Origin of the sequence: Burkholderia sp. PAMC 28687, from assembly GCF_001577465.1 — a bacterium.
Classification (GTDB): domain Bacteria; phylum Pseudomonadota; class Gammaproteobacteria; order Burkholderiales; family Burkholderiaceae; genus Caballeronia.
The window spans coordinates 996,063-1,022,387 of sequence record NZ_CP014505.1; the positions used below are offsets into that span (position 1 = coordinate 996,063).

Genomic DNA, 26,325 nt, shown 5'->3' on the forward strand with positions numbered 1-26,325 from the left:
AAGGTACATGAATTGCTATAATTTGACGCTAAAAGCACCGGCCGCGAGTGCTGCGTTTATAGTCGCGGTCGCGGCAATTTATGCCGTGAGCTGCACCAGATCGTGCATGGCTGCAAGACTGGTTGAAGTGCACATCGAGCACCAGGCATCAGGCGGTGTGGCGTGCCTGAAGTCTGCGAAGCTGGACATCGTTATACCAGACTCGGCCTGCCCGGCTCAGCGCCGGAACTCACAATACAACCGCCTGGGGCAAGCAGCGGCACGTCAGGATCAAACGGAGTCCATCACTGCAATGAAACCGCTGAGAATTTTGCACAGCGAATCGTCCAACGGGTGGGGCGGTCAGGAACATCGCACATTCAAGGAAATGCTTGCGCTGCGTGAACGCGGCCATACGCTGGAACTCGTTTGTGTTCCGGGCGCGCGGCTCGGCGAGCGGCTCGGCGCGGAAGGCTTCACGATTCACACCACACCCATGCGATCGGGCATGGACGTGAGCGCGGTCGCGCGCATTCGGCAGCTTTTGAAGGAACGCCGTTTCGACGTGCTCAATACGCACAGTGGCCGCGACAGCCTGCTTGGCGGCGCTGCCGCGCGTCTCGCAGGTACGCCGCTGATCGTGCGCACTCGCCATCTCGCGCTTGCCATCACCTCGCGCGCCACGTACACATGGCTGCCGCACAAGGTGGTCGCCGTGAGCCAGTCGGTGCGGCGTTATCTGGTATCCGAAGGCGTGCCGGAAAACGATGTCGTGACCATTTATACGGGTATCGCGAAACCACCGTCGGTGAGCCGCGCGGCATCCACGCTGCGCGCGGAACTTGGCCTCGGAGAGAACGCGGTAATCGCCGGCACGGTCGCAATCCTGCGCGACAAGAAAGGCCACGCGGATTTGATCCGGATTGCGAAACCTTTGATCCAACAGCGTCCAAACCTGCATTTTGTGTTCGCCGGCGACGGACCTCTCTTCGATGAAATCCGCGCGAGCGTGCAGGACAACGGTCTTGCCGATCACATCCATATGCTCGGGCTGCGCCGCGACATCCCCAATGTGCTGGCAGGCTTCGATCTGTTCGTGCTGCCGACACATCAGGAGGCGCTGGGGACGTCGTTTATCGAGGCCATGGCTGCAGGACTGCCTGTGATCGGCACGGCGGTGGACGGTGTGCCCGAGGTTATCGACGACGGCGTGAACGGCCTGCTCGTTCCGGCGCACGACGACCGGGCGCTCGCCGCCGCCCTGCTGCGCCTGGCCGATGCCCCCGACGACCGCCGCCGTATGGGCGATGCCGGTTTGCGCATCACGCAGACGCGTTTTTCGGTGGACACCATGGCGAACGAAATGGCTGCGTTTTATGTGAGCAGCCTGAGCGAGCGGGGCCTCGCATGAAGACGGCGCGCGCCGTGCCCGTGCTGATGTATCACCACGTGAGCCCGGCGGCGGGCGCAGTGACCGTATCGCCGACGAATTTCGCGGACCAGATGGCGATGCTCGCGCGCGAGGGTTACACGACATTGGGTGCGAGCGCTTTCAGCGCGTATCTTGCAGGCGAGCCGGTGCCCGAGAAGTCCGTGGTGCTCACCTTCGACGACGGATACCTCGACAACTGGGTTCACGCCCATCCGGTGCTCGCACGGCACGGATTTACGGCGCTCGGTTTCCTGGTATCGGGATGGATCAACGACGGCCCCGTGCGTTCCAACTCGGTGAGCGCATTGCCGGACCTGCCCGAGTTGCTGGGGCATACGGCATCGAAGGCGGCGATCGAGGCAGGTGAAACGGACAAGGTGATCGCCCGTTGGTCCGAGATTCACGCCATGCGCCAGGCCGGAACGTTCGAATTCCACAGCCATACGCACACGCATACGCGCTGGGATCGGGTGAGCGCGGACCCGGCTGTCAGACGCGCCAGCCTGCGATATGACTTGCTAGAAGCCCGCGCGACGCTCGAACGGAATCTCGGCGAGGCATCGGATCATCTTTGCTGGCCGCAGGGTTATTTCGATACCGACTATCAAGAAGAGGCCGCCGCCGCGGGGTTCCGGCATCTCTACACGGTGCAACCGGGCACGAACGTCCAGCGCGGTGATCCGGGTCATATCTTCCGGCTCGACGTACGCGACAAACCCGCTGCGTGGCTGAAAAGCCGCCTGTGGGTTCACAGCCGGCCGCTTCTCAGCCGCCTTTACCTGAAAATCAAATGACGATGGACCGAAGCAGCCGCCGCGGCGACGCATTCGGACCCACGCGAGTCCCGACACTTACGAGTAATTATCGCCATGCATGATCGACACGTCTCCGTTATCGGCCTGGGTTATGTGGGTTTGCCCGTCGCCGTTGCCTTTGGCATGCAGCGCCGCACGATTGGCTTCGACGTCAGCCCGAACCGGCTCGCCGACCTTCGCGCGGGTCTGGACCGCAACGGCGAGGTCAGCCGCGACGAACTGGCTGGGGCGCAGATCGAACTGACCGACAGCGTCGAGAGCCTGAAGCAAGCCGACTTCCACATCGTCGCTGTGCCGACTCCGATCAGCGCCGGCGCGCAGCCGGACCTGCAGCCGGTGATCCGCGCCTCCGAAACGGTCGGCCGGGCGCTCAAGCGCGGCGACATCGTGGTGTACGAATCGACGGTTTATCCCGGTGTCACCGAAGAAATCTGCGTGCCGATTCTCGAGCGCGAATCGGGCTTGTGCTTCGGCACGGATTTCACGGTGGGGTACAGCCCGGAGCGCATCAACCCGGGCGACAAGCTGCACACGTTCTGCAATATCGTGAAGATCGTCTCGGGGTCGGATGCAAGGACGCTCGACCTGGTCGCCGAGGTGTATGGCTCGGTGGTGACGGCGGGCGTGTTCCGCGCCGGGTCCATTAAGGTGGCCGAGGCCGCGAAGGTGATCGAAAACACCCAGCGCGACCTGAACATCGCGCTGATGAACGAGGCGGCGATCATTTTCGATTACCTCGATATCGATACCCGCGAAGTGCTCGACGCCGCCGGCACCAAATGGAACTTCCTGCCGTTCACGCCCGGTCTGGTGGGCGGTCACTGCATTGGCGTGGATCCTTATTACCTGACGCACAAGGCGCAGGTATCGGGTTACACGCCGCAGGTGATCCTTGCGGGACGACGGGTCAACGACGGCATGGGACGGTTTGTTGCCGAGCGTGCCGTCAAGACGCTGATCCGGACCGGCCGCGCGCCGCTGGGGGCGAAGGCGGTCGTGCTCGGGCTCACGTTCAAGGAGAATTGCCCGGACCTGCGCAATTCCAAGGTGATCGATATTGTTCATCACCTCGAAGACTACGGTCTCAACGTCCAGCTCCACGATCCGCTCGCGGACCCGGAGGAAGCTTTCACCGAATACGGCGCGTCGCTGACCGCGTTCGATGCGCTGGAACAGGCCGATCTTGTTGTTCTCGCGGTGCCGCATCGCAATTTCCTGCAAAATACGGGCGCATTGATCGCGCTGGCGAAACCGGGCGCCGTTTTCGCCGACGTGAAGTCGACCTTGCCGCTGGAGGAGATCGCTGCGGCGGGCCTCGTAGTGTGGCGTTTGTGAACGGTTAGCCGGGCCTGAACCTCCTCTATTGCCGGGTTCGCTGAATGGGCGTGGTTCCTGGCGTGTATCGATCGCAACCCACACACTCTAATTCTCAAGCAGGAACGCTGTCCGATGAGCCGACTTTCTGGACGCATGCGCATCATGACCCGCGCATTGCCCCGGCTGACGTTGAAGCCGTTGCGCCGGAAGCCGCAGGTGGTGAGGCGCGTCCTGATTGCGCATCACTTGTTGCTTGGCGACACGCTGCTGCTGACGCCGCTCATCGCCAAATTGCGCGCCCAACATCCGGATGCGCAGATCGTGCTGACCTGTCCGAAGCCGATCGTGCCGCTTTACGCCGGCAAGCCGTTCGGTATCGATGTGATTCCCTTCGATCCGCGCGACCAGCGCTCGGTCAGGGCCGTGTTGCGTTCGGGACCGTACGATCTCGGCATCGTAGCCGGGGATAATCGTCATGCGTGGCTGGCGCTCGCGGCCGGATGCCGGTGGATCGTCGGTCACGCGCACGATCTCCCTGCCTGGAAGAACTGGCCGCTCAACCAGGCCGTGCCCTATCCAGACCATCCGGGCGCGTGGGCCGATATTGCCGCCGGGTTGATCGACGGGCCGGCGCCGCGGGCATATCGGACGGAGGACTGGCCAGCTCCGGCGCCTGCGGCGCTCGCGGAAGACGATGCACGCATCTTGCAGCAACCTTACGTGGTGCTGCATCCAGGCGCGAGCACTGACGTCAAGCGCTGGCCCGATGAGCGCTGGCGCGCGCTGGCGGCTTATGTGGAAACGCTCGGGCTCAGGCCGGTATGGAGCGGCGGCCCCAGCGAAACCGGGTTGATCGACGCAATCGATCCCGCCGGACGGTATGCGAGCTTTGCCGGCCGTATCGATTTGCGTCAGGTGTGGCATATGTTCGCCGGTGCGCGGGCGATCGTCTGCCCTGATACCGGCGTGGCTCATCTCGGACGTCTGACCGGCGTGCCGACCATCGCGCTGTTCGGGCCGGGCAACGCACTGATCCATGGCGCGGGAAACTACTGGCGCGATGCGCCGTTCACGCCGGTTACTATCGCTGAAATGCCGTGCCGTGATCAACCCGATATTTTCAGGCGGTACGTGGCGTGGGCCCGCCGCTGTGATCGCAATACATCGACGTGCGTCGCATGGCGCGGCGACCATGCCGACTGCATGGGCTTTATATCGCTTGAGGCCGTCTGCAAAAGCTTGCGGGCGGCTCTTCCGGGAGTGCAATGACGAAGATGTGCGTGAAGGTGGAACGCGTCCTGTGGGTGGCGTGTCCAGTCATTATGTTTGTCGCGATGTTCGCCCACATGACCGCGCTCGAAAACCTGTCGCTGGGACTTGTGGGGATCGGCACGCTTGCCGCGGCATTTTCGCCGGACCGGCCATCGCCGTTGCGCTGGCCGTTGGTACTGCCTATAGCGGCCTGGGGCGCCTGGGCGCTGATATCCGTCTCGTGGTCGCCGTTCCCGCGCGACAGCATGCATGCGTGGCTCGACGAAGTGCTGTATCCGCTCGTGTCTTTCCTGGCGTTCTGGCTCGTCGGCACACGCACTGAGCGGCCGCAGCAGATCGTGCTGATCAACTGGGTTGCGTGCCTGCTGCTCGCGGCCGGCAGTGTGTATTACTGGGGCCGCCTGCAGCCGCCCACCAATCCCGCCGATGTCCTTCTTCACTACTACAACCGGGTTGGCCACACGAGCACGCTCGCCATCTTCTCGATAACCCTTTTCACCGGCTTCCTGATGGATCGCCGCTGGCGGCTTTTCGGGCTGAGCGGCATTGTGCTGGCGCTGGTCATCGGCCTGGCGACGCTCAATCGGTTTTTCTGGCCGGCTGCGGGTGTCACGCTCGTGGTCGCGGCTTACCCGCTGTATCGGAAGCATTTGTTCCTTGCGGCGGTGAGCGTGCTGGTGATTTGCGTCGCAGCGGTGGGAACGCTCGAGCTGAGCGTGCGTTTGCGTCTCGGTCACAACATGCCGAAACCGGTGGCGCGCGAAGTCACGGTCGCCGGCGACAAGATGTACATGCCGGAGGCACTGGCGGGTATCGGCGACGCGATGTCCTCCGATACCCGTCCCAAACTGTGGGCGTTCTACGGGCGGGAGGGCGAGGCGCGCACGTGGACGGGCGTTGGTTTTGGCAAGCCTTTGCCGGGACGCGTCTTTCAGGCGGAAATTCCGCCGAGCTTGCTGGAGCGTGAGCCGCAGGCGTTGACGCACGCGCATAACCTTTTCCTGAACACGTGGCTCGAGACGGGCATTGTCGGCGTGGTGCTGGAGATTTCGTTGCTGCTGGCGTTGATCTGGCGCTTCTGGCGTCTGCGGCACGCGGTGCCATGGGTGAGCGCTGCGGGAATAGCGCTGGCGGTGGGCATGATCGCGAAAAATTCCACCGATGACTTCATGTGGCAGACGACGGCACTTGCATTCTGGTGTTTTTCCGGCTTCCTGATGGGGCAGGGGGAAAAGCTGGCTGGAATGGTTCCGAAAGCGCGCAACGGCGAACAGCGATGATCGTGCGCCGTATGTGTTAGCCGCGTTTCTGAGCTTCTCGGAAAATTGCCGTGGCGAAGCGCCGAGGGTGTTAATGAGACAGAGCACCCCACCGCATTACAATACCGGTTTGCCGAACCGGCACAGGGCAGAGTCAGGGCAAGAGCACAAAAGCACAGGCGCCGTGCGAGCGGCCAAGTCCCGTGCGCGCCCGCCCATGCACCAACCAGGAAAACAACTTTTGAGTCAAAAGCCAACCTTGAGCAAAACGATTGGCGGCGGCAAGACCACATCGCCCGCCGCCGTCATGACCCGGCTCTGGCCATACATCAAGCCGCTCCTCGGCATCGTGACGCTCGGCCTGATCGCGATGGGTTTTGTCGCCGCCAGCGAAGCCGGTATCCCGATGCTGCTCAAACCGCTGCTCGACCACGGCTTCGGCGCGAACGGCAGCGCGAGCGCCAAGTGGATCGTGCCTGCTGCGGTTGTCGGTCTCGCGGTCGTGCGCGGCGGTATGCAGTATGCGTCCGGCTACCTGCTTTCGTACGTCACCAACAAGATCCTGCTCGAACTGCGCCTCAAGATGTTCGACCGGATGATCAACACCAGCGCCGGTTTTTTCCAGCGCGAAACTGCCAGTACTATCATCAACGCGATCGTGTTCGAGGTGAACCAGATCCTGAACGTGCTGCAAAGCGTTGTCGTGACGCTCGTGCGCGATTCGCTGACGGTGATCTTCCTGCTCGGCTATCTGTTCATCCTCAACTGGCGCCTGACGCTCGTGATCGCGGTGATCCTGCCGGCTATCGGCTGGCTGGTCAGCAAGATCAACCGGCGGTTGCGCCGCCTGAACCGCGAGCATCAGTTGCTCACGAACGAGCTGTCGTACATCGTTGAAGAAACGGTCGGCGGCTACAAGGTCGTGAAGGTGCATAACGGCCAGAAGTACGAAAACGACCGCTTCACCGACATGAGCAACCGCCTGCGCGGCTACTCCATGCGCATGACGGTGTCGGGCGGTCTCGCCCAGCCGCTGACGCAATTCCTCGCATCGATTGCGCTCGCGATCGTGATCACCATCGCCGTCGTGCAATCGGCGAACGACCAGACCACGGTCGGCGGTTTCGTCGCGTTCGTCACGTCCATGCTGCTGGTGATCTCGCCGCTCAAGCACCTGATCGACATCAACCAGCCGCTGCAGCGCGGCATGACGGCGGCCGAGCTGATCTTCGGTCTGATCGATGAACCCGTCGAGCCCGAAGGCGGCGGCCGTTCCTTGCAGCACGCGCGCGGCGAAGTGGAATTCCGCGACGTGTCGTTCAGCTATGGCACGAGCGGCGCGCCTACGCTCGATGCCGTGTCGTTCAAGGTCGCGCCGGGCGAGATGGTGGCGCTGGCGGGGGCATCGGGCAGCGGCAAGACAACGCTGGTCAACCTGCTGCCGCGTTTCTTCGACCCGGCCGGCGGCGCGGTCATGGTCGACGGCGTGGCGCTTCCCGAATACAGCCTCCACGACCTGCGCAGCCAAATGGCGATGGTGAGCCAGGACGTGGTGCTCTTCAACGACACGATCGCCGCCAATGTCGCGTATGGCCAGACACCGGACCGCGAACGCGTGAGAGCGGCGCTCGCCGCGGCAAATCTGGCGGACGTGGTCGACGCCATGCCCGAAGGCATGGAGACACGCGTAGGCGGCAACGGCATGCGGCTCTCGGGGGGCAGCGCCAGCGGCTTGCGATTGCGCGCGCCATCTACAAGGATGCACCGATCCTGATCCTCGACGAAGCGACGTCCGCGCTCGACTCCGAATCCGAGCGGCACGTCCAGGAAGCGCTGGAAACCCTGATGAAAGGGCGCACGACGCTGGTCATCGCGCACCGGTTATCGACGATCGAGCGCGCGGATCGCATCCTCGTGATGGACGCGGGCAAGATCGCCGAGCAGGGCAGTCACGCCGAATTGCTGCGGCACAACGGGCTGTATGCGAACCTGCATCGGATCCAGTATCAGCAGCAAGCGGCTTGAAATAAGAAGTCGCTCTGACCGAAACGCGCGCTTTGCTCAACAGGCAAGGGCGCGTTTTTTATTTGCGCGGGTTCACGATTGAACCGGCGTTGCCGGTGCGGCCGCCTCGCGCGCTTTCATCCGCTTGCGATAAATGATCGTCCACACCGTCAGGCCGCCATAAATCCCATAGCCGATAAACGGCGACACCAGCAGGAAGCGTTCGATCGGCCAATGCCACGCAAGCCACGCGCGCAGCAGGTTCTCGCCGGTCAGCCCCAGTCCCCACGCAAACGTCATCAGGCGGATCGAGCGGCGCAATTGAGGCCGGCTCTCCCACAGTGTCTCGAAGCGCTCGGCGCCGCCATCGGATTCGCGTGCCACCGTCGCCCGTGCGAGGTAGAACGTCAGCGGCCGGCGCGCGACGAGCGATAGCAGGAACGCAAGGCCGATGGCGCCGGATGCCATCGATTCACGCATCAGCAAGAGGCGCGGACTGCCGCCAAGCGCCATCAGCACGATGGACAGCGCAATGCCGATCAACACCAGCACGCTCAGGGCATCGACACGCCGGTTCCTTGCAAACTCGGCAAGACTCCAGACAATCGGCGGCACCGCCGATGCATACAGCGCCCCAAGCTCACCCCAATACGGCAACGCGAGTTTGTAAGCGAGCCAGGGCAGCAGCAGATTCACCACGAGCTCGATCACTTGTGCGGGGCGAATCTTCATATTGAACGGAGGGCGGGTCAAAGGCGGATATTCACGTGAAGATCGACACGACGATTGCCAGCCAAAGCGCGCCCACGCCTGCCAGAAAGGCGTGCCGCGCATGGCGTATCAGGGAGTCGTCGTCGGGATGGGCGACGGGGGAGGTGGCGAGCCAGGGCACCAGACCCAGGCATATGAAGCCGCCGAGTGCAAGGATGGCCACGGTGACATCGGCGAAATGCCACTGGGTTGATTCGTGGATGCCCCAGTACCCGAGGAACACGATGCCGATGGAAAACACCGTCGCCGCCGCCGAACTGAGCGCGGCGACTGTACCCGCGGGATAGGCCATTCCAACCTCCGGCGAACGCGTTAAACGCGGATTGTAGCAATCATAGGTCGTTGCGACGGGAGTTTGGGAAAGCGGTGCGGCCGCCCGGTCAGCTATCGCGCGAACCCTGGATATCGGCGCGGGGCAGGTCGTCGAGTTCTGTGCTGGCCGATGGTTTTTCGCGGGTCATCGACTTGAATTTGCGCTGCATGAATCTTTGCACCGATACCACGATGAAAAACGCCAGCGGCGTGAACACGAGCCCGAGAACGGTCGCGGTGATCGCGCCGCCGAACACGCCGGTGCCAATCGAACGCCGGCTTTCCGCCCCGGCGCCGCTCGACACGAGCAGCGGCGTGACGCCCAGCAAAAATGCCGCCGATGTCATCACGATTGGCCGGAAGCGGGCGCTTGCAGCGGCGACGATGGCTTCGGCCAGCGCCATGCCATCGGCGTGAAGCGTGCGGGCGAACTGCACGATCAAGATCGCGTTTTTCGCCGATAACCCGATCACCGTGATCATGCCGACCTTGAAATACACGTCGTTCGGCATGCCGCGCGTGTACATCGCGATCACCGCGCCGATCATGCCGAGCGGCACGATGGTCAGCACCGCCAGCGGAATGGTCCAGCTCTCGTAGAGCGCGGCCAGCGCCATGAACACGGCCAGCAGCGACAAGCCGATCAGCACCGGCGTGAGCCGCGCCGCGCGGGTCTCTTCGAGCGCGGTATCGGTCCAGTCGAAGCCGACGCCAACCGGCAGCATCTGCGCGAGGCGCTCCATTTCGGCCATCGCCGCGCCGGAGCTCACGCCGTTGGCCGGGCGGCCGCTGACATCGAGTGAAGGCGAGCCGTTGTAGCGCGTGAGCACGGAAGGACCGGTCGTCCAGTGGAGCGATGCCACCGACGACAACGGCACCATCTGCCCCGCAAGATTGCGCACCGAGAGATTCATGAGATCGGCTTCGGTCATGCGCGAAGACGCATCGGCGGCGATCATCACGCGGCGCATCCGGCCGCCGGACGGGAAGTCGTCGATGTACGTCGAGCCGAAGGTATTGCCGAGCGCATCGCCGATCCTGTCGAACGACACCCCCAGCGCATACGCTTTTGCACGGTCGACATCCAGCACGATGCGCGGTGCGTCCGGCAGCGCTTCCGAGTGGACATCGGCGAACGCGGGGTTGCGTTTGGCTTGATCGAAGAGCTGTTCCCGCGCCGCGGTCAACGCCTGGATTCCAATGCCGCCACGGTCCTCCAGGCGCATCACGAAGCCTTCTGAATGGCCCATGCCGGGCACGGGCGGCGGCATCTGCGCCGAGACCGTCGCATCCATGATGCCCGCGAGCGAGCGGTTCAATTTGTCGCGCAGCGCGCCTGCATCGATATCCCGCGCGGACCAGTCCTTCAGGTCCACGAAACACATTGCCACGTTCTGGCCGCTGCCCTGGAAGCTCCAGCCAACGACGCTCGTGATATTCGATACCGCCGGTTCGCGTCGAAGAATGGCTTCCGTTTGTTCGATCGCCGCGAGTGTGCGCGCCTGCGTGGCGCCGGCCGGCAATTGCACCATGACCTGGAGCTGGGCCTGGTCTTCCTGTGGCAGGAAACCATTGGGCATATGCATATAAAGCAGCGCGCATGCGCCGGCGAGCACGAGATACACCACGAACATGGAACCTGCCCGACGCAACACGCGTGCGACGAGGCCGCTGTATTTGCGCGAGGTCCAGTCGAACATAGCGGGAAAGCCGCGTGAACTGTGCTTGCCGTGAGCACCATGTCCTCGCGCGTCGCGCGGCGGCGCCTTCAGCAAGTTCGCGCACAACGCGGGCGTAAGCGAGAGCGCGGTGAACGCGGAGACGAGGATCGACGCGATCATTGCCACCGTGAATTGCCGATAGATCCCGCCTACGCTGCCCGGGAAAAAGGCCATCGGTACGAACACGGCAGTAAGCACCGCCGTGATGCCGACAATCGCGCTGCCCATCTGTTTCATCGCGCGGCGCGTGGCGGCCTTGGGTGCAAGACCTTCCTCACGCATCACGCGATCGACGTTTTCGACGACCACGATCGCGTCATCGACAAGAATGCCGATTGCAAGCACCAGCGCGAACATGGTGAAGACGTTGATGGACATGCCGAGCGCGTAGAGCGCGAGCAGCGCGCCGGTGAGCGCGACCGGAATCACGACGGTCGGCACGAGCGCATACCGCAAGTCGCGCAGGAACAGCCACATGACGAGGAACACGAGCAGCACGGCTTCGAGCAGGGTCAGCGCCACTTCGTGCAGCGCGACGTGGACGAACCTGGAGGTATCGAAGGGGATCACGACTGCCACGCCCGGCGGCAAGCTGCGCGACAGTTCGGCGAGCTTCGCGCGAATTGCATCCGACGTTTCGATGGCGTTGCCTTGCGGCGAGAGCTTGATCCCGACCGTTGCCGATGGTTTGCCGTTCAGCCGTGAAAACGACGCGTAACTATCGCGGCCCACCTCTACACGCGCCACGTCTTTCAGCCGGACCGCCGATCCGTCCGGCCGCGCCTTCAGCACGATTTCGCCGAATTCGTGCGGCGAGATCAACTGGCCGCGCACGGTCACCGTCGCCGTCAGTTGCTGCCCCTCGACGAACGGCACGTCGCCGAGCGTGCCGGCTGTTACCGTCGAGTTTTGCGTGGCGATGGCCTGCGTCACGTCGGCGGCGGCGAGGTTGTACTCGCGCAGTTTCATCGGATCGATCCAGACGCGCAGCGCCTCGCCCGCGTCCCACAAATCGGCGGCGCCGACGCCCGGCGCGCGCTTCAGGTCGCGCAGCATGTAGCGGTTCACGTAGTCGCTCAGCACCACTGAATCGCGCTTGCCATCGGTGGAGGTGAGCGCCACGAGCATTAGGAAGGTGCCCGTGGACTTGAACACGCTGATGCCTTGCTGGACGACCTGCTGCGGCAGCCGCGATTCGATCTGCTTCATGCGGTTCTGGACATCGACCATGGCGATGTCCGGGTTCGTTCCCGCCGAGAAGGTGGCGGCGATCTCGAGTTCGCCGATGCTGTCGCTCGTGGTTTCGTAGTACTGCAGGCCTTCGGCGCCATCGAGACTTTCTTCGATCACGCTCGCGACCGTGTTGTCGACGCTTTCCGGCGCGGCTCCCGGATACATGGCCGAGATCACGATGCGCGGCGGCGTCAGCCGCGGGTATTGCGCGACGGGCAGGAAGGGCGTGACGAGCGCGCCCGCCACGAAAATGGCGAGCGCAACGATCCATGCAAATACCGGACGATCGATAAAGAAAGACGACACGCAGGTCCTGACGATTTAACGGGGTTGATCCGGGCTTTTTTCTGGAAAAGCGTCTGCGAGGCGCGGATGCGCGAGCAGCGGAGCCGACGGAAAATCGATCTTAAGTGTTCAGGCGAAACGGATTTCAAATTCTGAGCCGTAGGCGGCGAGCAGTTTGCCGATCTCAGCATCGATGGTTTCCTTGGTCCAGGTAACGAAACGTCGCCAGTGATACTTTGCATGCTTCCAAACGATTTCGATCAGGTTCAGCTCGGGACTGTAGGGCGGCAGATGGAAGAGCACCATGCGATGCTCGAGAAACCACCGGTCGATCGTTTCCTGCTCGATGTTGTGATGAATCGAGGCGTTGTCGAGGACGACCACCGTCATCAGACCGGGCGAGCCGTCCTTCGCGATCTGGTCAAGAAACTCAACGACGGCGGGGCGTTTGATGGTCGCCTTGCTGACTTCATGCTTCAGAAGGTTGGCGCCGAAATCAAATGCGCCGAGGACCGAGCGTCTGCAATGCGGCCGAGGAACAACACGGTGTGGCTCGCCGATGGGCGACCAGCCGCGTTGCACCGGCGGTGAAGCGCAGAACCCTGATTGGTCAAAGTAGACCAGGCGGCACGCCCCATCACGAGCGGCCTGCTGCAACTTTGAGAGCGTGCCTGCTTTCACGGCGAACTCCAGTTCGTCGCGCTTTTTTTGAGCGAGTAGCGGCCACGTTTGTAGGAAAACCCCGCGCGCTTGAGCGCCACCGACAGCGTTTCCAGGCGGCATGGCAAAGGCTGGCCATGCACCTCCTCAATGCGCAGCGCGATCTGCTTGAGCGTCATCGATTCGGTGCGGGCCGCTTCGATGGCAGTGGCGATCAAGGCATCAGACAACGCGCGAGGCCGCCCGCCTTTATGCCCGGTCAGCAAACCACACAGGCCCCTGTCGTTCCAGGAATGCACCCAGTTGTACACCGACTTGTCGCTCACATCGAGCTCGACGGCGATCTCATGAACCCGTCGGCCGCTGCCAAGCTCCAGCAGACCCAGCCCTCGGGTTCGAAAGTCTTGATGAGGATGCTTGCGCGAGAGTTGTTGCAAGGTCTTCGTCTCCGCTTCGGTCAGTTCAACAGCACATTTCATCGGCAGGCAGGTAATCAGGATGGGATTGCCTGTCAGACTCGCCATTCTGAAATTCGTTTACTCCGCACACTTAGAAATATAAAAAGACCGTGTCCAGCATTATTAAAAAGGAGGATTGAAACAGGCGCGCTTCATATTTATTTAATAATCGCGCCAGTGCGTATCTTCACTTTTCCAAATGCTGGAATATGTGTTTAACGCATTGCCTATTATCAAACCTGATACCGGGTGTGCTGGTTCGACGTTGAGGCCGAGGGCAACGCGATGTCGCTTGTTGAGTTGGATGTGCGGCTTCCGGCAGGCCTGCCTTCGCAGTTGCCGGAGCGCCAGGGACGTCAATATTTCAGCCACACGTGGACGCCGGTCTTGAATTCGAGTCTTCGAGCATCGAGATGGCCGCGTGTATTTGCCCAACTCGTTTGCGCTGGGCGGGCATGAGCGTCAAGGCATCGCGTTATACACAAGTGTCGTCGCCGTCGGCTTCGCGTAATAGGCGCAGTGTTTTTGCGGCAATATGAACTTCCCTGAGTCCGAGCCAGATCGTTTTCGCGCCGGGTTCGCCGTCGCTTTTGCGTCCGAGGAATCCCCCCAGGCGTGCGATCAGGCGCAATACTTCATTGAGCTTGGGCTGGGTCGGACGGGGTACTTTCGTGAACAGGTAGGCACTGCGAATTTCGTCTGGATCAAAGAAAAGATGCGCGTCCAGATCGGGGCAAGTGCGTCCCAGCCGCATCAGATAGGCCACGCGCCAAGCCACTACCAGGAACAGCGCCAATGCGCGCTCGAGCTGTTCGATCGAGCCGAGCTGAAGCGCCTCGACGCGGCAAGCATTCTTCAAGATGTTGAACAACATCTCAATTTCCCAGCGCGTTCGATACCAGTCGATCAATTCGATCGCCTCTTCCGAGGTCGTCGCCACGCGGTTGGTCAGCAAGCGCCATTCGATCGGCTTGACTCCCGCGGGCGCATCAAACTCGCGCGCGACCAGACAGGTGGCCGCCACGCACTTGCCTCGGCCTGTGGGCAACTCTACGCGCTGCATCCACAGGTGCTGGCGCACCGTGCGTGCCTTGACACCATGACGCGAGGCCATTGTGAAGCTGATCTGCCCGATGGATTCGCCACGGGTCGCGCGGTCCCACAGCTTGTCTCCCTCCGGCAAGCAGCGGTTATGCGTGGCACGTACCAGCCAGTCGGCCGGCGTACCCAGTGCTTGGGCGCGCTCCATGAGCGCCATCAGGTCCGCTTCGCGGTCCGCCACGTACACCAGGCGCGTGGATGGCAGGCTCGGTGCCATCTCGGCAATGCGTTCATACCCCTCGATCCAACGCAGACTTTCCTTCAGCCCGCCGCGCTTGCCCGATTCGTCCTTCTTCTCGCGCGCCCACATCCACGCGTCCAAAATACCCAAGGGCTCGCGCTGCGGCGTGACCGCGTAGGTCGGATGCAGATACATGCCGCGCTGGGCCTCATAGCTCAGTGGTCCGAGTCCGAACGTGCCTTGACCGTTAAAGTCCAGCTCCGTGGTGTCTTGCAGGCACAGCACCACACGATGCGCTTCCATCCGCTTTTGCGTGTGCTGCCAATGGGGCTCGAGAATCGCGTGCCAGTCGACGTTCTCGTTGTCGAAGAAGCGGTACGCCGCCATCGTCTCGCCCCAACCCTGGCATGCCTTGGGGACACTGGCCATCGGGTCGGCCGCCAATCGTTGCATCAAAAGCCTCGCTCGCTTGTTCAGGCGCGCATCGCCGAGCTCGAGTTGCTCGAATTCCGTCTGGGTCCAGGGCGTCGTTTCGGTGACCAATACGTTCACTCAAAAAGCGAAAGTAAACGCGATTTGCCGAAAGTTTACAAGCCCCCACTCCATGTCATTGAAAGTAAACATGTTTCTCTGCGCTCAGCGACCACCGATCAGAGATGTGTATAACGCAATGGCGTCAAGGACAACATCGAGTCCACGCGTTTTCTCCAGTACGACAGAGAAAGCCCGTGACTCGCGGCAATCTTGTTTACCACGCGTTCAAGATGCACGAGATCTTTTTCGATAAGATAGTTATTCAATTTAATTCCCCGGTTGCGCCACAATTCGGTTGCTATTAATGGTGGCCTGTTTGATTCGAGCCGTGTGCTTTTATTGTCTGAGCGTTCTCGTTCAGACCCGCACTGGTCAATGCGATACGTTTTAGGTGCACGAGACGTGCCACGTATTTCGAAGAGAACACGATTGCTGCTACACCCCGTAGCGTCCCCAGCCGGTCACATTCACCGGGCTGTTACGCCGCAGCGTTACGTAACGGCGGCGAAAAGATCGTAACGCGGAGAGGGATGGAGTGGGTCATCGTTGCCGGTTTAGCTGTTTTGGGCGGTGGGACTCAATTAGATTTTACCGGGCCTTTTTCCCGCATTTTTTGTACGGCGCTAATTCGTTTCTACCGATTAAACGGTGAACAGGTTCACAGGTGTAGGTGGTGCAGCCTTATAACTACATCCGCCTGATTAATCCCGATATTGTCTCGACCGCATTTGCCAATAGCGACTAGTATCAGTTAAAAGGACGGCGAAAAATAACGCCACCCATCCTGATATATCTCGCGTGGCGGAAGGACACCCGGCGCGAATTCTCAGGAAACAGATTGGCCGGCTCGCCCCGCGTTCGTACGCTTTTTGCGTCGATTGTTCGTGCGATTTGCCGGTTCTCGGAAGGAGCTTCCGATGAATCCTTCAACCCAACCGGGCTCCCTTATTATTTCGTCCTCTGACTCGAAGGCCCTGAATGAGGAATTACAGGCGATCAATGGGGAGCTTCGTTCTACCGGCGAGGGGCTCGAAGCAGGTAAGGAAGAGCTTCAGTCGGTCAATGAAGAACTCGTCACGGTGAACATCGCGCTGGCCGATACAGTCGCCGAAACCGTCGACGCCAACGACGAGCTGCAAGACCTGATCACCTCCACCGGTGTAGCAACGGTGGCCGTCGATCGCGAACTGCGGATCAAACGATACACGCCGCGTGCGGCCGAATTGTTCCGGCTGAGTGCATCGGATATCGGGCGGTCCCTGCTTCATATCACCCATGGGCTCGATTATCCCGACATGGCCGCCGACGCCCGCGCCGCATTCAACGAGTTCAAACTGACCGAACGCGAGATCGGCTCGGATCGAGGCGAATGGTTTATCGCGCGCGTATTGCCATATCGCAGGGCGGGTGAGCACATCGACGGCGCCGTGATCGCCCTGATCGACATCACCGTGCGTCGCGCCGCCGAAACCGCCATGCGCAGCAGCGAAGAACGCCTGTGGCTCGCGGCCGTCACCACGGACGACTATGCAATCATCGTGCAGGACATGGATGGTCTCGTGGTCATGTGGAACGGCGGCGCGCAGCGCATTTTCGGCTACCTGGAAAGCGAAGTGCGCGGCAAGCCTATCGATCTCATCTTTCTTCCCGATGACCGCGACGCACACGTGCCGCAGATGGAACGCCAGCGGGCTACCCAGGCCGGGCGCGCAGAAGACGAACGCTGGCATGTGCGCAGCGATGGCGTAGAGGTCTTCTGCAGCGGCGTGACGACGCCCGTCGAATCGGGTTCGTTCCGGGGCTTCGCGACGATCTCCCGCGATGTCACCGGCAAGACCGGCGTCGAAAGTCCGCAGCAACTCACGCTGGCGCTGGAGCGCGCCATTCGCACACAAGCCGAAGCCGCAAATCGCGTGAAGGACGAGTTCTTTTCTGTCCTGTCGCATGAGTTGAAGAACCCGCTCAACCTGATTCACGTCAAGGCCGAGCTGCTCACGCGCACCCCCGAGGTGCGCGACAACGCGATCGTCCAGGATGCCGCCGACGCCATCCAGCGCGCGGTGGCGGGACAGGCGAAGATCATCGACGACCTGCTGGATTTGTCGCGCGTGCGCACGGGCAAGCTCGCGCTGCGGTTCTCGCCGGTGGACGTGACGTCGATGTTGCGTGCAGTCGTGCAAGCAAGCACGGCGGATGCGGTTTCGGGGGGTATCGATTTATCGATGACAGGCGCCGACGCCGCCATGATGATTTACGCCGACGCCGAACGCGTCGAGCAGATGATCTGGAATCTCGTGCGCAATGCGCTGAAATTCACGCCGCGCGGCGGGCGCGTGCAGTTGGCGATATCGCAGCTTGCGGGTTCCGTATGCCTTGACGTGACGGACACCGGGCAGGGCATTGCGCCGGACTTTCTGCCACGCATCTTCGAGATGTTCAGTCAGGCCGATGGCGGCGGCCGTCGCGATCGCGGTGGTCTCGGTATCGGACTGTCGCTCGTGAAGCAGCTTGCAGAGTTGCATGGCGGGCGCATCGAGGCGGAGTCGGCAGGGTTGGGACAGGGCGCGCGCTTCAGGCTGTGGTTGCCGGAGAATGCGCCGTCGCCGCGCGGGGAAGCGCCGCGCGAACTCGTCGATCCGAGCATCCTGACGGGCCTGCGCGTGCTGCTTGTCGATGATTCCGTCGAAGCGCTCGAAGCGTTTCGCACGTTGCTGGAAATGGAAGGCGCGCATGTGCGGGCTGAGCCGAGCGCGGAGCAGGCGCTCGTGGCCACGACGCAGCAGGAGTTCGACGTGGTGCTTTCGGACATCGGCATGCCGACCATGAACGGCTACGAGATGATCCGGCAGATGCGCAGCACGCCGCGAACCGCGAGAATTCCGGCGCTTGCGCTTACGGGTTTTGGCCGCGAGCAGGACGTGAAAAAAGCGCTGGATGCCGGCTTCGACGGGCATTTGAGCAAGCCGGTTTCGCTGCATGCCCTGGTCGCAGCGATCGACAGGAGTTTGCATAAGTCTTTCAGTTGAGCGATTTTCTGTTTCACCGATAAAAAAATTCCGGACACGATGTGGCGCGGCTGAATCTGGCCGCTGTTTGCGTGCGTATATTCGATCGGTATCGATCGAGGGGCCGTTGATCTTGAACATTTCGAGCGGCCGTATCGATGCCAGTCACAGCTTTTGTCTGCTCCAGAAAACGATGCTATTGAAGATTGGAGAGCGCAATGCACAACGACCTCACCGAATTCGAACTGGACTGGCTGCTCGAACTGGCAATTAACGGAAGCGGGAGGATACCCGCCACGATTGCCGCGCATTTTCGGGAACTGGGTTACGCCGAACTGATCTTTTCGACGACCTGCGTCACGCGCAAGGGCCGCGAAACATTGATGGCAGGAATGCAGGCCGGAGCGGGTTCGAAGATCAAGGTGCGGCCGGGGGTGTTGCTGGATTGAAGTGGGGTGTGCGGCACCCTGGCGGCCGCTACTTCGAGCCACTTGGAGGTTCGCTGATCTTTTTCACATCAATGTGGCGAACCCGACGGCGAGGGGAAATGAAGGTGTACATGGCAACCTCCCAACGAAGCTGGCCTCTCGCTCGTCCTGCTACGGAACAAGGACGTGCAGCGTATGGGCGGGACGTGCACGACCCGGCACTAGCTCAACGCTTTCTCTTTGCATTATACGTATTTTGTATATACAATTAGGTTCATGCACGTCACCTTCGATCCGAACAAGAATTCTCGAAACATCACCGACCGTGGCCTTTCCTTTGAGCGTGCAGTGGACTTTGATTTCGGAACCGCCCTTATAGGCTCCGACGAACGGCGCGAGTACGGCGAGGTTCGGTACATTGCGCTCGGCTTCCTTGACGCCCGTTTGCATGTGCTGTGTTTCACTGAAACCGATGATGGGATCCGCGTAATCAGTTTTCGCAAGGCTAATTCGAGAGAGGTAAAACGCTATGACAGCACGCAAACCCATGATTGATGAGCACGGTGAAGTGCGTGAACTCACGACTGACGATCTGAAGACGTTCGAGCGCGGTGAGAACGCGTTGCCGCCATCTTTGCGCGCGAAAGTTGGGGTACGTGGCAGCCAGAAGGCTCCGACCAAGGTTCCGCTTTCGCTTCGACTGTCGCCGCAGGTGGTGGCGGCTTTCAAGGAAACTGGAGATGGCTGGCAGACACGGATTGATCTGGTGCTGTCTGAGTGGCTGAAAACGCATTCGCCGAAAGAGTTGACGGTATAGCTGCACCATGCGTTTTCCTACGGATCGAACGCCGTGCTCGCGAGCGTCGGGCTTAGAACAATCTCAGGCTCTTAGTTCGGGCGCGGCTTTCATGGGCGCTCTTTATGCGGTCCTTTCCGGCGTGGCATGATCACATCAAGACAATGTCGTATTGTTCGCGATAGCGTTTTTATTCATATAAAAATCGAATACTTATTGTAAATAAATGCAAGAATTGTCGTCTAGCTACCCATCCAGCTACCCGACTTGAGGGCTGCGTCGTTCCATGCGAATATTGCCGGGAAAGCGAAAGTTGGAGTGTGTGACCGCAGTTGATATGGACTGCCTATCCAGCAGGTTTTGCTTTTCCATCCATTCTTTTGTCACCTCGACATTCCGAGTGACCTACATTGCCGCGCTCGGGAAGTTTGTACTTAAGCAGACGAAACCCTTCGTCAATTTGTGTCGCTCCAAGCCGGCCGTGCGCGGGGACGTCTCGAAGAGCAACAATTTTGTCGGATATCAGGTCCCGATCGTAGCGCTTGGCGTCACTGTTGAAATCTCGAATGAGATTGCTCAATGAACGATAGTCCGTAAGCGGAGTGGCTATAACGTTCTCTCCAACATGCGCGACATGCGGAAAATCAGCGACCGAGTCTTTTCCATCTAAGCGTGCAAGAAAACAGCGGATCAGATACTCAAGCGACATCAAGTTGCAATGGACTTTTCTCTTCGAAGCGGAAACAAGTCACGCTCGGTCAACTGGGTATTCATCGCATAATTTTGGGACATTCACCTTCCTTCTCTAATACGTGCTCACGCGATCAAAATCGTAACTGAAAATTTACAAGCGAACGCTTGCGGAAGTGCGCTGATACAACTGGTAGCAAAGAGTGGCCAAAAAAACACAACATTTTGTGTTTTTCTTAGGTATTAGGATTGAAGTTCACGGTAATGTCTACTTGCACGAAAAAAGGGCCGCACCTGTAAAAGATGCGGCCCTTGTGCAGGCCAGCTGCGACACATCCCCATGCGAGAGCGGCTGATTTCGAAACGCGTAGGGCGTGAGTATTGGCTGCTCATAAAGCAGTGTCAAGCCTCGTCCTCGCTAAGAGAAAAGGTATTTATCATGGCAACAAGCTACAAACCAGGCGAAAAAGCACCACGTAGCGGCGAGTATGAGATTAAGGGTCCTCGAGGTGGTGATACCGGGAAGGAGCGAACGGTAGTACGAGGTGAGCCACTGCCTCCTACTCCGAAACCAGGGCAGACCTACACAATGCATCGACCGGCGCACAACGGCGCCGGCAAGGGTGGGAAAAAATAATGTCCAACGCCGGGCGGCATACGCTGTCCGGGCCTTTCCAAAGTAGGGACCAAGAATGTCACAACGCGTAGAAGTGAAATGCATTAACAAATTTGACCGTCTAAGTCGGCACGAAGCAATCCGCAATATTGGCGGTATTAATGTGGACGGAACCCGTTGGAAAATGAGCGAGGCAAACGCCATATCTGCGATCGAGGAGGGCAAGTATTCCTTCTTTGTGACTGCTGGTGGTTATACGACTGACGTGCTTATTTGGAAAACTCAACAAGGACACAAGTTTCTTAGAACGGGTCGTGATGCGACGACGGCCGACAATCTGTTGAGCTTGCCGGAATGTCCCGCCTAATCATATGTATTGGGATGGGGGATCGCCGTAGATGGCGTTCCCCCACTCGGACGGGCCGCGATAGGAGAACTATCCATAGAGATTAGCTACAACGCAACCGTGAACATTATCGAAAGCATAGCCGAGCTCGGTCCCGTTATGGTCGGCATCTATGTCGCATGGATAGACGGTCAACAGTTTGCCGCTACTCGGCAGAAGCTTCGGCTTGACCTTTTCGACCGTCGCTTTTCGATATTTGCCGCTACTCTGGATTGTTACCAGGCACTGCTCAGTGGGCCACGAAGCCGAGATGATTTGCGGTCATACAACGCGAATTCATCAAAGCAGTACGTGAGTCTAGGTTTTTGTTTGGCGCCGACAGCGAGGTCGTCAAAATTTTAGATGACATGAACGAGCGAAGCTTCAGAATTTTGGGTTTTCGAGATTCGAAGGACATTTCGTCGGCTGATCCCGAACTCTATCAACGCCTATATTTGCAGCAGAACGATGATGTGCAGTGGTTCGGAGGCGCGTCGGGAATGCTTGCGCTCTAAGAAGAAATGTTGCCGTTTCTAGATTTTCGGCGCGTTCGAGGATTGAGTCGTAGAAGCTGATAAATATTCAAGACCTGCAAAAGTTGCCACGCTGAATTTTCAGCCGCAGCTATTTACGTCCGATCTGTAATGCAGGGCGGAGGGCCATTCTTTAGAAGATGGCTCCAATCTGAGCCGTTAAGATAGGAAAGGGGAGGGCGTTTGCCCACCCGGGAAAGCGGGTGGGCAACTCTTGGCAGCTTTCGTCTGTCCCCTCACGCACGCGCAAGGCAACGCACGACTCCTGACGATTTCAGACGGCGCTCGTCGTGCTCGACTGGAAGCAATCGGACTTCTGCCGAATGGCAGGCGTCGACAAAAACACCCCAAGCCGCTGGCTCAAACGCGCCACGCCAATACCCGGCTTGGCGCCGCGCTTCTTTGCGATGGCCACCGGGATAAGAAGCTGGCCGCGCTGATCGAGCCGCCGAGGGTGTGACGCTCCCACGCGCGCCCGGCTGCGTCGAAGTACCGTTCCATTGCGATCGAAGCCTTTGAAGCGTTGCAGGACGCGCACGGCGGCCGCAACGCATGAGGCAGAAGGGACGCGCAGCCAGAGCGCGAGCGGTTTTTACCGGCTATAAAAAGGGCGCCGGGAAAATGGCGCTTTTGGCCTGGTATCCACGGTTTGCGCGCTGCCCGGCCCGCGATGCCTGAAGTCACGCAACGAATAAGAGGACCGCAGTGGACCAACTTTACGACCACGCAATAGCGAACATGACGGCAGCGCTGTATCGGCTCCGGTTGTTTGGACACACTTTTGCAGTTCAGGCGGCCAATTTCATCAGCCTTTCCTGACGGGCTTCGAGGGGTGATTTGAAGCCCAGCTTTTCAAGACGCCAGTCGCGGTTGTATCGATCCTTGAACGCGACAGCGGCGGCACGAACTTCCTCCAGGTTTTTGAAGATACGTCCATGAACAGCCTGCTCCTTCATGGTTCGGTTGAACCTCTCGGCCACGCCGTTGGTCTGCGGCTCGGCGACGAAGGCGTAGCTCGGCGCGATGCCCCAGAATTTGATCTGGTCGCGAAAGTTGTCCGAGGTGTACTGCGAACCATGATCCATGCGCAGCGACAGCCCGCGACCCGCGTCGGCACCCACGGAGCCAAACTCGCCCAGCAGCCCCTGGGAGATCGGCTCGAGGGCGGCGAAACGGTCACCAATTTTCGCGGCATGAATGCCGGTGCACATGCCGTCGCAGTGGTCGACGGCGCAGAAGATCCACACCATGCCGTCGTCCACGGTCGCGATGCGCACGCCGTCGGTACCCCACATTTCATTGGGGCGATCAGTTGTAATCCGGCCGTCGTGAAGGATGGGTTCGCCTCGCGCTTGACGATGCGGCGAGAGCAGACTGTGCTCCCGCATCAGCCGCAACACGCGGGTCCGGGAGACACGGATGTCATGCAGGATGCGCAGCCGTGCCCAGACCTTGCGATGCCCCTCGCCCTTGAAGGGCGAAGCCGCCAGATCGTCACGGATGGCCTTGAGCAGGTCAGCATCGGGCATCTTCGGCTTCGGCCCACGCCTGCGCACAACCATCGGCGTCACGCCGGCGCTCGCTCTGGCACGTACGGCGTAGATCGTCGAGCGCGGGAAGTCGAGCACCTGGCAAACCCGTTGCAATCCAAAGGGCTTGCCGACGCTCACGGAGATCTCGTGGCTCATGTCGATGATCTCCGAGCGCTCAAAGGGCGACGGGCCTGCCGCTCGCGTTCCTTGTTCAAAATCTCGATTGTCATCGTGAGCTCGCCGACGCGCCGGACGGCCTCGTTGAGTCGGGCTTCCAACGGATCGCTGGTGCGTGCCTTCAGACCTGCCTCCATGCCCGCCAGAGCCTGTTCACGCCAGCATTCAAGCTCAGCGATCGTCACGCCAACTTCGCGCGACACGGCATCGACTGGTTCGCCGCGCAGCAATCGGAGCACCACGCCACGTTTGCGCCCGGTCGACCAGCGTTTGACTTCGGGGGCGCCAGAGGCGCTTCCAGTCGCGCTACGCGCGCCTTCCAGCGACTCTGGCGCAACTGCATTCGCATCAGCTTTCTTCAACATGAACTACTCCAGTTTGGAACACACGTTTTACCCCAAATCTGTGTCCAAAAAAACCGGAGGCGCCGCACATGACGGCAGCGCTTCAGGTGCTTGTCCGAAGTGTGCCGGCGCCGGAAGCCGTCCCCATCGAAGGTGGAGGGTTCTTTTTCCGCTTCAAGGAAAAGACCGTGCATCAGGCGCTCGTTCAAAAGCTGGCGCGCGTGGTGAGTGGATTGAACGCTGTGCGAGTCCTCCACGATGCCGGATTCATTCAGGAGCAAGGCGCTATCCAGCGGATGCTGGATGAGTTCGAGGAGGATATTAATTTTCTGTCGCTCGCCGAGATAACGGGTAAGCGCACACCCTCCCATGACAACTACCTGATGTGGTTTTGGCAGGAGGAATACGCAGATCCGCGCCGCCCGGCCGAGACTCGCATTGCCCGAGCCATGGTGCCAAGGAAGCAGATCCGGGCTTATATCGCCAGTGCTGATTCCGTCACTGGCGACCGGGCGTCATTTGCCGCTGTAATGGAGACACTCAGCAAGACATATTCAGGGTATGTCCACGGTGCTTCCCCGCACTGCATGGAGATGTGGGGCGGCGATCCGCAACGCTTTCATGTAGAGGGGATGCAAGGGACGTTGCCTTGGTTCGATCACTTCACCGATATCTTCAACTACGTGTATCGCGGCTTGTTGTGCTTTGCGCTGGCAGCGCGAGCCTTTGGCAACGAACAACTGTTCAACGAGTTACGAGCTTTCGGCGGCCACATGGACCGGCAGCAGGACGCATGGGACGCCGCCGCCCGGTGAGTGAAACGCCATTCAGCCGCCGCCTTGGGAAAAGTCCTAACGCCTGTGTCGAAGCCACGGGACCGCGCGACCAATCAATACCGCGGCAGTGGCATCGCAAGTGGTGCGCGCGCCTTCCGTGGGTAGCTACGTGGGTAGCTACGGCGGAAATCAGCCGGAGAAAATCTCTGTAAGCCTTTCTGGTAAGGCTTGGAGGCATCACATCAAAACAATGTCGTATTGTTCCTGACTCAAATTCGACTCGACCTGCAACGACACCGGCTTGCCGATAAAGTCCATCAGCATGGCCAGATGCTGCGACTCTTCTTCCAGGAACAGATCGATTACCTGCTGTGACGCCACCACCCGGAACTCGCGCGGGTTGAATTGCCGCGACTCGCGCATGATCTCGCGCAGCACGTCATAACACACCGTTCGCGGTGTCTTGACCTGGCCTTTTCCATCGCACGTCGGGCAAGGTTCGCACAGCACATGGGCAAGCGATTCGCGCGTGCGCTTGCGCGTCATCTCGACCAGTCCAAGCTGGGAAAATCCGTTGACCGTCACCCGCGTGCGGTCGCGCGACAACGCCTTCTTCAACTCCCCGAGAACCTGATCGCGATGCTCGACGTTCTCCATATCGATGAAATCGATAATGATGATCCCGCCCAGATTCCTGAGCCGCAATTGCCGCGCAATCGTATGGGCGGCTTCGAGATTGGTCTTGAAGATCGTATCGTCGAAATTCCGGGCGCCGACATAACCGCCCGTATTCACGTCGATAGTGGTCATGGCCTCGGTCTGATCGATCATCAGGTATCCGCCCGACTTCAGATCCACGCGGCGGGATAACGCGCGCTGGATCTCCGCTTCGATGTTGTACAGATCGTAAAGCGGGCGCTCGCCTGAATAATGATGCACGCGCGATGCAACCGCCGGCGTGAACTCGGCCGCGAAGTCCGCAAGCATCTGATACGTCTCGCGCGAATCCACTTGAATGCGCGAGGTCTCGTCATTCACGAAATCGCGCAATACGCGCTGTGCCAGATTGAGATCCTGATGCAGCAACGAAGTCGGCGCCACGCGCTGGGCCTGCGCGACGATCGTCGTCCATGTCTTGCGCAAGTATGCGACGTCGGCGGCAAGTTCTTCGCTCGTCGCATCTTCTGCGATCGTGCGGACGATGTATCCGCCTTTTTCATCCACGGGCAGAACCGCCGTGAGACGCGCACGAATCGCCTCGCGCTCGGTCTCACTCGCGATCTTCTGCGAAATCCCGATATGTGGTTCCTGCGGCAAATAAACCAGCGTACGTCCTGCGATGCTCACCTGAGTCGAAAGCCGCGCGCCCTTGGTACCGATAGGATCCTTCACCACCTGCACCATCAGCGCCTGCCCTTCAAACACGATCTTCTCGATGGGGATATGCGGCGCACTCGAATGCGTCTCGCCGGCAATGCGCGGATGCCAGATATCGGCAACATGGAGGAACGCGGCGCGCTCGAGCCCTATGTCGATAAACGCCGACTGCATGCCCGGCAATACACGCACGACCTTGCCGAGATATACATTACCCACTCGGCCGCGCGACAACGTGCGCTCGACATGAAGCTCCTGCACCGCGCCTTGCTGAACGAGGGCAACGCGGGTTTCCTGCGGTGTGACGTTGATCAGAATTTCTTCGTTCATGG

The 26,325-nt window shown here is 60.3% G+C and carries 22 protein-coding genes and 1 pseudogene; 12 read left to right on the plus strand and 11 right to left on the minus strand.

The window, feature by feature from the left end; genetic code table 11:
• Nucleotides 1-292 precede the first annotated feature (292 nt).
• The 6 genes and pseudogenes from AX768_RS04630 to msbA all read left to right on the plus strand — a co-directional run bounded on the left by AX768_RS04630 (nt 293) and on the right by msbA (nt 8,099).
• Nucleotides 293-1,390 carry a glycosyltransferase gene (locus AX768_RS04630; protein WP_061998975.1) on the plus strand — a complete coding sequence of 366 codons (1,098 nt, stop codon included), beginning with the start codon at nt 293-295 and terminating at the stop codon, nt 1,388-1,390.
• The gene (locus AX768_RS04635) at nt 1,387-2,205 is read left to right on the plus strand and encodes a polysaccharide deacetylase family protein (RefSeq protein WP_061998976.1); all 819 of its coding nucleotides are present in this window, start codon (nt 1,387-1,389) and stop codon (nt 2,203-2,205) included. Before AX768_RS04630 ends, AX768_RS04635 begins: the two co-directional genes overlap by 4 nt.
• 75 nt (nt 2,206-2,280) lie before the next feature.
• Nucleotides 2,281-3,561, plus strand: a complete 1,281-nt coding sequence (locus AX768_RS04640; RefSeq protein WP_061998977.1) for a nucleotide sugar dehydrogenase — start codon at nt 2,281-2,283, stop codon at nt 3,559-3,561.
• Between the two features lie 114 nt (nt 3,562-3,675).
• Nucleotides 3,676-4,812 (plus strand): glycosyltransferase family 9 protein, encoded by a 1,137-nt coding sequence (locus tag AX768_RS04645; RefSeq protein ID WP_061998978.1) that lies wholly within the window; start codon nt 3,676-3,678, stop codon nt 4,810-4,812.
• On the plus strand, nt 4,809-6,095 hold the full coding sequence (locus tag AX768_RS04650) for an O-antigen ligase family protein (RefSeq protein ID WP_061998979.1): 1,287 nt from the start codon (nt 4,809-4,811) through the stop codon (nt 6,093-6,095). The genes AX768_RS04645 and AX768_RS04650 overlap by 4 nt, the downstream gene beginning before the upstream one ends.
• 286 nt (nt 6,096-6,381) lie before the next feature.
• Nucleotides 6,382-8,099 (plus strand): annotated as a pseudogene (gene msbA / locus AX768_RS04655) (lipid A export permease/ATP-binding protein MsbA).
• A gap of 72 nt (nt 8,100-8,171) precedes the next feature.
• Here msbA and AX768_RS04660 read toward each other — a convergent pair.
• The 6 genes from AX768_RS04660 to AX768_RS04685 all read right to left on the minus strand — a co-directional run bounded on the left by AX768_RS04660 (nt 8,172) and on the right by AX768_RS04685 (nt 15,343).
• A complete protein-coding gene (locus AX768_RS04660) occupies nt 8,172-8,810 on the minus strand; it encodes a VC0807 family protein (protein ID WP_061998980.1) in 639 nt (212 codons plus the stop codon).
• A 31-nt stretch (nt 8,811-8,841) separates the two neighbouring features.
• On the minus strand, nt 8,842-9,141 hold the full coding sequence (locus tag AX768_RS04665) for a hypothetical protein (RefSeq protein ID WP_061998981.1): 300 nt from the start codon (nt 9,139-9,141) through the stop codon (nt 8,842-8,844).
• A gap of 88 nt (nt 9,142-9,229) precedes the next feature.
• Nucleotides 9,230-12,421: a multidrug efflux RND transporter permease subunit gene (locus AX768_RS04670; protein WP_061998982.1), complete on the minus strand. Its 3,192-nt coding sequence runs from the start codon at nt 12,419-12,421 to the stop codon at nt 9,230-9,232.
• A gap of 108 nt (nt 12,422-12,529) precedes the next feature.
• Complete coding sequence (locus AX768_RS04675; protein WP_197672636.1) at nt 12,530-13,081, minus strand: IS630 family transposase; 552 nt, start codon at nt 13,079-13,081, stop codon at nt 12,530-12,532.
• Entirely contained in the window at nt 13,078-13,584 is a 507-nt protein-coding gene (locus AX768_RS04680; protein ID WP_231941265.1) for a helix-turn-helix domain-containing protein, read from the minus strand. The genes AX768_RS04675 and AX768_RS04680 overlap by 4 nt, the downstream gene beginning before the upstream one ends.
• Before the next feature lie 409 nt (nt 13,585-13,993).
• On the minus strand, nt 13,994-15,343 hold the full coding sequence (locus AX768_RS04685; RefSeq protein ID WP_062000780.1) for an IS4 family transposase: 1,350 nt from the start codon (nt 15,341-15,343) through the stop codon (nt 13,994-13,996).
• Nucleotides 15,344-16,251: 908 nt separating this feature from the next.
• On the opposite strand from AX768_RS04685, the gene AX768_RS04690 reads away from it, so the two are divergent.
• The 4 genes from AX768_RS04690 (at nt 16,252) to AX768_RS04705 (ending at nt 19,584) form a co-directional block, all read left to right on the plus strand.
• On the plus strand, nt 16,252-18,360 hold the full coding sequence (locus AX768_RS04690) for an ATP-binding protein (protein ID WP_061998983.1): 2,109 nt from the start codon (nt 16,252-16,254) through the stop codon (nt 18,358-18,360).
• 197 nt (nt 18,361-18,557) lie between these two features.
• Nucleotides 18,558-18,788 (plus strand): hypothetical protein, encoded by a 231-nt coding sequence (locus AX768_RS04695; RefSeq protein WP_061998984.1) that lies wholly within the window; start codon nt 18,558-18,560, stop codon nt 18,786-18,788.
• A 255-nt stretch (nt 18,789-19,043) separates the two neighbouring features.
• Nucleotides 19,044-19,322, plus strand: coding sequence for a BrnT family toxin (locus AX768_RS04700; protein WP_061998985.1), 279 nt, complete (start codon nt 19,044-19,046; stop codon nt 19,320-19,322).
• Entirely contained in the window at nt 19,297-19,584 is a 288-nt protein-coding gene (locus AX768_RS04705; RefSeq protein WP_061998986.1) for a BrnA antitoxin family protein, read from the plus strand. Before AX768_RS04700 ends, AX768_RS04705 begins: the two co-directional genes overlap by 26 nt.
• 325 nt (nt 19,585-19,909) lie before the next feature.
• Here AX768_RS04705 and AX768_RS33615 read toward each other — a convergent pair whose 3' ends face one another.
• Nucleotides 19,910-20,272, minus strand: coding sequence for a hypothetical protein (locus tag AX768_RS33615; protein ID WP_155524183.1), 363 nt, complete (start codon nt 20,270-20,272; stop codon nt 19,910-19,912).
• Between the two features lie 673 nt (nt 20,273-20,945).
• Between AX768_RS33615 and AX768_RS04715 the strand changes: the two genes are divergently transcribed.
• On the plus strand, nt 20,946-21,236 hold the full coding sequence (locus AX768_RS04715) for a DUF3892 domain-containing protein (RefSeq protein WP_061998988.1): 291 nt from the start codon (nt 20,946-20,948) through the stop codon (nt 21,234-21,236).
• 825 nt (nt 21,237-22,061) lie between these two features.
• On the opposite strand, the gene AX768_RS04725 is transcribed toward AX768_RS04715, so the two are convergent.
• The 3 genes from AX768_RS04725 to AX768_RS04735 all read right to left on the minus strand — a co-directional run bounded on the left by AX768_RS04725 (nt 22,062) and on the right by AX768_RS04735 (nt 23,861).
• The gene (locus AX768_RS04725) at nt 22,062-22,256 is read right to left on the minus strand and encodes a hypothetical protein (protein WP_155524184.1); all 195 of its coding nucleotides are present in this window, start codon (nt 22,254-22,256) and stop codon (nt 22,062-22,064) included.
• A 319-nt stretch (nt 22,257-22,575) separates the two neighbouring features.
• Entirely contained in the window at nt 22,576-23,475 is a 900-nt protein-coding gene (locus AX768_RS04730; RefSeq protein ID WP_061998991.1) for an IS3 family transposase, read from the minus strand.
• On the minus strand, nt 23,472-23,861 hold the full coding sequence (locus AX768_RS04735) for a transposase (protein ID WP_061998992.1): 390 nt from the start codon (nt 23,859-23,861) through the stop codon (nt 23,472-23,474). Before AX768_RS04735 ends, AX768_RS04730 begins: the two co-directional genes overlap by 4 nt.
• A gap of 68 nt (nt 23,862-23,929) precedes the next feature.
• Between AX768_RS04735 and AX768_RS04740 the strand changes: the two genes are divergently transcribed.
• Complete coding sequence (locus AX768_RS04740) at nt 23,930-24,655, plus strand: hypothetical protein (protein ID WP_231941322.1); 726 nt, start codon at nt 23,930-23,932, stop codon at nt 24,653-24,655.
• Nucleotides 24,656-24,853: 198 nt separating this feature from the next.
• On the opposite strand, the gene rng is transcribed toward AX768_RS04740, so the two are convergent.
• Nucleotides 24,854-26,323, minus strand: coding sequence for a ribonuclease G (gene rng / locus AX768_RS04745; protein WP_061998993.1), 1,470 nt, complete (start codon nt 26,321-26,323; stop codon nt 24,854-24,856).
• Nucleotides 26,324-26,325: the final 2 nt, after the last annotated feature.

What these genes read in the sequence shown, in the direction of transcription:
- AX768_RS04740 (WP_231941322.1), top strand. Translation starts at nt 23,930, where the DNA reads ATGACGGCAGCGCTTCAGGTGCTTGTCCGAAGTGTGCCGGCGCCGGAA.
- AX768_RS04645 (WP_061998978.1), top strand. Translation starts at nt 3,676, where the DNA reads ATGAGCCGACTTTCTGGACGCATGCGCATCATGACCCGCGCATTGCCC.
- AX768_RS04650 (WP_061998979.1), top strand. Translation starts at nt 4,809, where the DNA reads ATGACGAAGATGTGCGTGAAGGTGGAACGCGTCCTGTGGGTGGCGTGT.
- rng (WP_061998993.1), bottom strand. Translation starts at nt 26,323, where the DNA reads ATGAACGAAGAAATTCTGATCAACGTCACACCGCAGGAAACCCGCGTT.
- AX768_RS04665 (WP_061998981.1), bottom strand. Translation starts at nt 9,141, where the DNA reads ATGGCCTATCCCGCGGGTACAGTCGCCGCGCTCAGTTCGGCGGCGGCG.
- AX768_RS04635 (WP_061998976.1), top strand. Translation starts at nt 1,387, where the DNA reads ATGAAGACGGCGCGCGCCGTGCCCGTGCTGATGTATCACCACGTGAGC.
- AX768_RS04735 (WP_061998992.1), bottom strand. Translation starts at nt 23,861, where the DNA reads ATGTTGAAGAAAGCTGATGCGAATGCAGTTGCGCCAGAGTCGCTGGAA.
- AX768_RS04700 (WP_061998985.1), top strand. Translation starts at nt 19,044, where the DNA reads ATGCACGTCACCTTCGATCCGAACAAGAATTCTCGAAACATCACCGAC.
- AX768_RS04695 (WP_061998984.1), top strand. Translation starts at nt 18,558, where the DNA reads ATGCACAACGACCTCACCGAATTCGAACTGGACTGGCTGCTCGAACTG.
- AX768_RS04690 (WP_061998983.1), top strand. Translation starts at nt 16,252, where the DNA reads ATGAATCCTTCAACCCAACCGGGCTCCCTTATTATTTCGTCCTCTGAC.
- AX768_RS33615 (WP_155524183.1), bottom strand. Translation starts at nt 20,272, where the DNA reads ATGTCGCTTGAGTATCTGATCCGCTGTTTTCTTGCACGCTTAGATGGA.
- AX768_RS04630 (WP_061998975.1), top strand. Translation starts at nt 293, where the DNA reads ATGAAACCGCTGAGAATTTTGCACAGCGAATCGTCCAACGGGTGGGGC.
- AX768_RS04680 (WP_231941265.1), bottom strand. Translation starts at nt 13,584, where the DNA reads ATGGCGAGTCTGACAGGCAATCCCATCCTGATTACCTGCCTGCCGATG.
- AX768_RS04705 (WP_061998986.1), top strand. Translation starts at nt 19,297, where the DNA reads ATGACAGCACGCAAACCCATGATTGATGAGCACGGTGAAGTGCGTGAA.
- AX768_RS04640 (WP_061998977.1), top strand. Translation starts at nt 2,281, where the DNA reads ATGCATGATCGACACGTCTCCGTTATCGGCCTGGGTTATGTGGGTTTG.
- AX768_RS04660 (WP_061998980.1), bottom strand. Translation starts at nt 8,810, where the DNA reads ATGAAGATTCGCCCCGCACAAGTGATCGAGCTCGTGGTGAATCTGCTG.
- AX768_RS04715 (WP_061998988.1), top strand. Translation starts at nt 20,946, where the DNA reads ATGTCACAACGCGTAGAAGTGAAATGCATTAACAAATTTGACCGTCTA.
- AX768_RS04730 (WP_061998991.1), bottom strand. Translation starts at nt 23,475, where the DNA reads ATGAGCCACGAGATCTCCGTGAGCGTCGGCAAGCCCTTTGGATTGCAA.